The sequence below is a fragment of the Mycolicibacterium arseniciresistens genome (assembly GCF_030519285.1).
GTDB lineage: Bacteria > Actinomycetota > Actinomycetes > Mycobacteriales > Mycobacteriaceae > Mycobacterium > Mycobacterium arseniciresistens.
Genome location: NZ_JAUMSQ010000367.1, coordinates 1 through 7,386, shown reverse-complemented (window position 1 = coordinate 7,386; position 7,386 = coordinate 1). Strand labels below are relative to the sequence as shown.

At 66.4% G+C, this 7,386-nt stretch carries 3 protein-coding genes; 1 reads left to right on the top strand and 2 read right to left on the bottom strand.

What is annotated here, in order from left to right:
• Positions 1–201 precede the first annotated feature (201 nt).
• Complete coding sequence (locus Q2100_RS28390) at positions 202–3,381, top strand: AAA family ATPase (protein WP_302916727.1); 3,180 nt, start codon at positions 202–204, stop codon at positions 3,379–3,381.
• A 25-nt stretch (positions 3,382–3,406) separates the two neighbouring features.
• Here Q2100_RS28390 and Q2100_RS28385 read toward each other — a convergent pair whose 3' ends face one another.
• Together Q2100_RS28385 and Q2100_RS28380 are read right to left on the bottom strand one after the other, a co-directional pair.
• Entirely contained in the window at positions 3,407–4,444 is a 1,038-nt protein-coding gene (locus tag Q2100_RS28385; RefSeq protein WP_302916726.1) for an acyltransferase domain-containing protein, read from the bottom strand.
• 147 nt (positions 4,445–4,591) lie between these two features.
• Positions 4,592–7,204, bottom strand: coding sequence for a LuxR C-terminal-related transcriptional regulator (locus Q2100_RS28380; protein ID WP_302916725.1), 2,613 nt, complete (start codon positions 7,202–7,204; stop codon positions 4,592–4,594).
• Between the last annotated feature and the right edge of the window lie 182 nt (positions 7,205–7,386).

Genomic DNA, 7,386 nt, shown 5'->3' with positions numbered 1-7,386 from the left:
CCAGTGCCCGAGGCCGTCGAGGACCTCGGTGCGCGCCCCGGCCCGATGCCGCCGGGCCGTCGTGCTCGTCATCAGTGCAAGGAAAATCAGCGTCTGATCCACATCGTTTGACGCAAATGTCAATTGCGCCGACGTCAGCTGTTAGGCGACCTATCCTATGGCGATCCAGACGTTGAGTCGTCAAGAACAGGCGGTGCTGAGATGACAGCGGGCGTGACGTGTGGCTCATGCGGAACAGAGCTGCGCGCGACCGCGAAGTTCTGCGACAACTGCGGAACAGCGACTGCCAACTCGGCCCAGACAGCGAAGTACAAGCAGGTCACTGTGTTGTTTGCCGACGTCGTGCAATCCATGGACATGGCGGCTCGCATCGACATCGAGCGGTTACGCGAGATCATGATCGAACTGGTCACAAGGCTGGCTGCGGTCATCCGACGCTATGGCGGAACCGTCGAGTACAACGGCGACGGGGTGATGGCGTTGTTCGGCGCGCCGGCTGCTCTCGAGGACCACGCTTCTCGGGCGTGCCTTGCCGGACTCGCCGTCCAGCAGGAGGCGGGCAGGCTGGCAGCGGAGGTGCAGCGCCGCGACGGCGTGGCGCTGCAGCTGCGCGTCGGACTGAACTCGGGTCGGGTGATCGCCGGCGAGCTCGGTTCCGGCTCGCTTGGCTATGCAGCGACGGGCGAGACAGTCGGGTTCGCGCAGCGGATGGAAGCGGCGGCGCCCCCGGGGGGCGTGATGCTCTCGGAGTCCACGGCGTTACTGGTGGAGCACACCGCACGTCTGGCGGAACCGGAGTTCGTGCACATCAAGGGAGTCGAGGAACCCGCCCCCTCCCGCCGCCTACTGGCGATCGCATCGCCCGACGGCGTCGTAGGGCGCGCAGAAGCCGGACTGGTGGGCCGGCGCTGGGAGATGGCAGCGCTCGATGCCATCGTCGACCGTGCCATCGGCGGCCGCGGCGCCATCGTGAATGTGGTTGGGCCGCCCGGAATCGGCAAGAGTCGGGTCGCCCGAGAGGCCGCGGCGGTAGCGGCAGAGCGAGGGTTCGAGGTTTTCTGGACCTTCTGCGAATCCCATGCCCGCGACGTCCCGTTCTCCGCGGTGACCCGATTACTTCGTGCGGGCAGTGGCATCACCGATCTCGACGACGCTGACGCACGCGTGCGATTGCGCGATTTCGTGCCGCCGGACGCCGACCCACAGGACCTACGCCTGCTCGACGACCTTCTCGGCATCGCCGACCCAGAACTGCCACTGCCGCAGGTCGATCCCGATGCACGACGGCGGCGACTGACTGCGCTGATCAACTCGGCAACGATGGCTCGCACCGAACCTGCGCTCTTCATCATCGAGGACGCGCACTGGATCGACGCCGTCAGCGAGTCACTGTTGGCGGAGTTCCTCACCGTCGTGGTCCGCACGCCCACGGTGGTGTTGATCACGGCGCGTCCCGAATACGGCGGAACGTTGGCACGGGTGCGCGGCGGACAAGCCATAGCGCTTGCGCCTTTGAGTGATGCGGATATCGCATCGTTGATCGATGAACTACTGGGGTCGGATCTTTCGGTCGGACAACTCGCATCGCTGATCGTTGACAGGGCGGACGGAAATCCGTTCTTCGCCGAGGAAATGGTGCGCGAACTCGTACAGCGGGGTGTGCTCACGGGCGATCATGGTGGCTACCGCTGCGGCACGAACGTTGCCGAGATAAGCGTGCCCGCCACGGTGCAGGCCGCCATCGAAGCTCGCATCGACCGCCTGAGTGGACCGGCTCGACGGACAGTGGATGCGGCGTCGGTGATCGGGGCACGCTTCGGCGCGGAGTTGATCAGTGCACTGGGCGTCGATCCGGTGATCGATGATCTGCTGTCCGCTGAGCTGATCGATCAGGTGCGATTCACACCGCACGCCGAGTATGCGTTCCGGCACCCTCTGATCCGCGCGGTGGCCTACGAGTCCCAACTGAAATCTGACCGCGCCGAATGGCATCGCCTCCTCGCAGCCGCGATTCAAGAACGAGCTCCGGAATACGTTGAAGAGAATTCGGCGTTGATCGCCGAACACCTGCGGGCCGCAGGCGATCTGCCGGCCTCCTACGCCTGGCATATGCGCGCAGGTGGGTGGTCCATGAACCGCGACCTCGATTCCGCCCGCCTCAGCTGGGAGCGAGCCCGCCAGATCGCCGACGAACTGCCCGACGACCTTCCCGGTCACCTCCAGATGCGCATCGCGCCCCGCACGATGCTGTGCGCCACCTCATGGCGCGAGGTCGAATCGAGCCGACACCAATTCGCGGACCTCAAGATGCTTTGCGCGGCTGCAGGAGACAAGCTCTCGGTGGCCATCGGGATGACCGCCCTGGCGAGTGAACTTCTCTATGCCGGACGTTCCGCGGAGGGCGCAGTGTTGGCAAGGGAGCAACTGACGCTGCTGGATTCGATCGGCGATCCCGCCCCGGCCATGGCGCTGGCGTACGTGCCTTTCTGCATCTGCTTCGATTGCGGCGAATTCGCCGAGATCCTCGACCGATCGCAGATCATCGTCGATGCCGCAGCCGGTGATCCCGTCATGGGTGCCTCCTTCGGCATCGGCTCCCCGCTGGCGGTGGCATTGGCATGGCGCTCGACTGCACGGCTCGCGCTCGGCATTCCCGGTTGGCGTGCAGACCTGGACGATGCCGTCGCGATCGCCCGAGATGTCGATGCCACCACTTTCGCCGCGGTTGTCACCTGGTCCAATTCAGCGATCCATTACGGGATGATCAGCGTCGACGACTCCGCACTCACGGTCATGGAGGACGCTCTCGAGAGCGCCCGGGCACACAGCAACGAAACCATCGTCGGAGTCGCCATGTATTCGCTCGCAGGAGCGCTGCTGCGGTGCGACGATGATGAGGAACGTCAACGCGGCGTGGAGCTCATGAAGAAGACGCGTGACCTATGTGAACGCGAACGTGCCTTATTTCTGGTTCCCGTCGCCGACGCCTGGATCGCGCGCGAGAACGCACGACGTGGCGACCGCGATGCCGCCATCTTGGTACTACGGGCGTCATCCGACGAGCTCTACCTGGCGGGACGACCCGCGTACGGGGCGTTGTGCACCGAGTTTCTCGTGCAAACACTGCTCGAGCGCGGCGCCACTGATGACCTCGATGAAGCGCGATCATTGATCGATCGCTTGGAGACAACCCGGCCAGACCGGAATTGGGTGATACGCGATGCCATCGCATTGCGGCTGCGCGCACTGCTCGCTGATGCCCGCGGTGACCAGGTCGCCTTCCGCGATTCGGTGAACCGTTACCGCGCAATCGCCCGGTCCCTTGGCTGCGAGGAGGAACATGCCGACTCAGCCCAATCCATCGTCAGCGGAGGAACGTAGACGAAGCCTGTTGTCGTCGGGTGGGTCAGTCGATACCGGGCGATGGCGGAGTCGTTCGGCTACGAAGGACACCTGGCTTGGGCCGAGGCGATGAAACCGGAGTCGGCCCCGACTGTGGTGACTCGTCCAGCGACTGCTGAATACCTGCGGTCAGAACCGGGCGTGGACTGCATTCGACGAATGCGGGATAGCCGCGTTGGTATGACCACCGAACCGCCTGCTCGAACAACACCGGTTGGCGCAGATTGGCGAACCAGTAGTCACCGTCGAGTATCGATGTATCCAGCACTGCCCCCGTGACCGAGGATATGAAAGGGATGTCACCCGTTCGCGGCTGCAGATCCGACAACGACTTGCGAAGTGCGGGTCGCAACTCATCGATGTGAGCGGACTGGGAGGCATAGTCGACGGGGATCCTTTCGGCTGCCACTTCGTCTTGTCCCAGTAGCGTGATGAGCTCGTCTATCGCGGCGACTGGCCCGGTCACGACCGTCGACGCCGGACCGTTCTGCGCGGCAACGGTAATCGGTTCACCTCGCCGTTCGATGAGCGACAGCACGCGTTCGACGTGCCACGGGATCGAGACCATGCCGCCTGTGCCGGCAATCGAACTGATCGCGATGGCGCGCTGGGCCACTACCCTTGCCGCGTCGTTCAACGTCAGGCCACCTGCGATGTAGGCAGCGGCGACCTCACCGTGTGAGTGGCCGAGGACGGCGTCGGGATGGATTCCCAGTTCCCTCCACTGGGCGGCAAGTGACGCCATCACGGCGAACGATACGGGCAGCGACAGATCGATCCGATCGAACGGTCGCAGCCCCACGTTGCCGTGGACCACCTCGAGCAGCGACCAGTCGAAGAATTCGGCGAACGCGATGTCGCATGAACGCATCTCGCTGGCGAAAGCCGGTGCCCACTGCAGCAGTTCGATCGCCATGTCCGTCCACCGCGAACCGTGACCGGGAAAGACGAAGACGGTTTTTCCGACGACGGCATCGGCGGCAACAGCTCGGTGGCTGAACAGCGCCGAGAATATCCATGGCGCCAATGCCACGTCGGCCATGCTCGCTCCATTCTGCTTGGACAGAGAGCGGCTCCGGACCCCGCGAACCGGAGTCGTTCTCATGGATGCGACTGATTGATCGTGGCTGCCTGACTGCCCGACACGCGCAGTAGCGCGGTACTGCAATCTCGGCGGGGCCAACCGGTGTTACCGCGCGCCCCGGCGACGAGGCATCAGCGCAGCGAGTTCGTCGCGGCTGCCTGTTCCCGTCTTCGCCATGGCCCGGTAAACGTAGCTCTCGACCGTACGCACCGACAGCGTCAGCCGCTCGGCAATGCCCCGGTTGGACAGTCCCTCGCCGATCAGCATCACGATCTCCGTTTCGCGGTCGGTGAATGGAAGCGCCTCGGACGCCTGCCGAAGCGCAGGGGTGGCCGCACCGCACTCCGCGGCCAGGCTGTCGGCACGCGTCGAGCAACTCAGCGCAGAGCCACGCTTGTCCCGGCGGCGGTATGCGATGGCGGCGTGCGCAGCCGTGTCGACGGCGGCAATCAAATCACCGATGAACTCGAATTCGTCGGACAAGGATGCCAACTCGACACCGTCACCTTCACGGAGAGCGGCGGCGAACCGTCTGGCAAGGCCCGCACGAGACCCCTCGACGATCGACTCCAGCTCGCGCAGCCTCGGCTCGCCTGTGGCGTCACCGAACTGTGCGGCGGTCTGCAGACACATCACTTCCTCGGCGAACCGGCCTGCAACCCGGGATTTCTCGGCCGCCCTCGATACGATCGCGATCGCCTCGCTCACGGCCCCTTGACTCGCGGCGAGCCACGCATTGGCAAGCCCGCGTTCGAAGTCGAGCTGGCGGAACCGGCGCTGCACTTCATCGAGCGCGCTGAGCTCGGTCTGCGCCTGCTCGCTCAAGCCACGCATGGCCAGTGCGCACACGTGGGCGACCCGGTAGCTGAACCCCCACCCGCCCGCGTGCGACGCCGACAGCCCCTGGGCGGCCCGCCCCAGCAGCCTGGTTGCGGTCTGCAGGTCACCTGCGCCGAGGGCGGCCCGCCCCGCGACAGCCGCGCCGAGAAGCCCCGCCGCCCCCGGGAGGTCGTCGGCCTGGGCGCGGATGCGGTCGGCCACCTCGCGCGCGTCGGCGATCCGGCCTGCCAGCATCAGTGCGCCGACGTGCGCGTCGGCGATGTTGAACCTCATGTGCGGGGCGTCGAGAGTGCGGGTGGCAACGTCGTATCCGGCTTCCGCGAAGTCGACAGCGTCGGACGTGCGGCCCGCATCCGCGGCGATCTGCGCAAGCGCCCACGCGACCTCCGCGCCGACGACGGGGATATCCGCGAAGGCAAGGCCTTCCGAGACCTGCACCGCATTTTTCGGCTGGTCCATCGCGAACCAGTAGACCGTCAGGAAGGCGTCGACATAGGTGCGGTCGTCCGCCGGCGCGGTGCGCGCCGCCTCGTCGATGATCGCTTTCGCCCGCTCCGCATCACCGAGCGCCCACAGCAGATTGCTCGACCGCAGGAACGCACACCTGGCCCGCTGTTCCTCGGAGAGCTCTTCGGTGCGAATGCCTGCGAAGACGGCCTCCGACTCCTGCCCGCGGCCCAGCCACGACAACGCGTGCGCCCGGATCAGGCTCGGCTCGGGTCCGCCGCCGGCCCTGACAGCCGCATGCGCCAATCGGTCGGCCAGCGCCAGATCGGCCAGCCATACAGCGCCGTGAGCCGCCCGTGACAGCAGATCGGCGTCGGGTACGAGGTCGGAGTCGATGCTCAGCGCCGCGCGGCGCACGACGACGCGGATGTCGTCGCCGTCATCGGAGGCCGCGAGTTCAACGGCGACAAGCCCGCGCAGGCGTCGTAACCGGGTCGGCGCCGCCCGCCCCCGGCGAACCTCCCCGTACAGCGGGTGCGCGATCCGCACCTCGACTCCACCGCCGGCGCCCTCAAGGGTGATGAGGCCCTTGACGTCGGCCTCCTCGACGGCGCCGACCTCGGTGATCCGCGACAAGGTCGACAGTTCGATCGGCTCGCCGACCGCCAGCAGGTCGATGACGTCGCCGACGGCCGACGGCAGGTCACCGATGCGTGATTCGATCAGTTCGGCCAGCCCTGGAGGCAACCGCGGGTCGCCGGTCCAGCACCACGTGTCCTGCTCGAGGGCGAGGCGTCCGTCGGCGATCTCCTGCTCGACAATGTTCTGTAGGTAAAGCGCGTTGCCCTGCGTGAGTTTCCACAGCCGCGACGCGGCGTCGGGCGCCACTGCTCCGCCCAACGCGGCGCGCAGCAGCGTCTCGGTCTCCTCAGGAGACAGGGCCTGCACGTCGAGCCGGTCGAATGCGCCCACATTCGAGATCTCCTGCAGCGCAATTGGAACCGGCGCGCTGTCGCGGACGGTCAGTATCACTTTGGCCGCGCTGCGCGCGACGATCTGATGCACAACGAACGTCGACAGATCGTCGAGCAGATGAGCGTCGTCGACGGCGATGACCACGTCGGCACCCGGGGGTGCAGCGGTCAGCGATTCGACGACGCCACGCACCAACGCAACGGTGTCGGCGGCACCCAACGGCGCCCACGCCGTGAACGCGCCGAGGGGAATCGACCGAGCCGACGAGGCGCCGACGGTCCAGCGGCTTTCACAGCCGCGCGATGCGGCGATGGTCAACGCATCCCGCGCGATCCGGCTCTTGCCGACGCCCGCGGCGCCGCAGATCAGGATTCCGCCGACGTCGGGCGCTGAAATGGCGGCCGCGACGGCCTGCATCTCGGCCGAGCGGCCAATTAACGGCCACGACAAATGCATCCAATGAGCCTAAGAGACCGCTGGCGCCAGCGCCCGATTTTGACCTTCAGCACCCACTTGCGCAGACCTTCGGTGGCCGGCAATTGCAAACCCGTGCAGCGCCGGGTCGCGGTTCGGGCGACCGTGTCAGTCGAGCTCGTCCCAGAAGCCGGTGAGGGCGGCCGCCCCGCGGGCCGGATCCT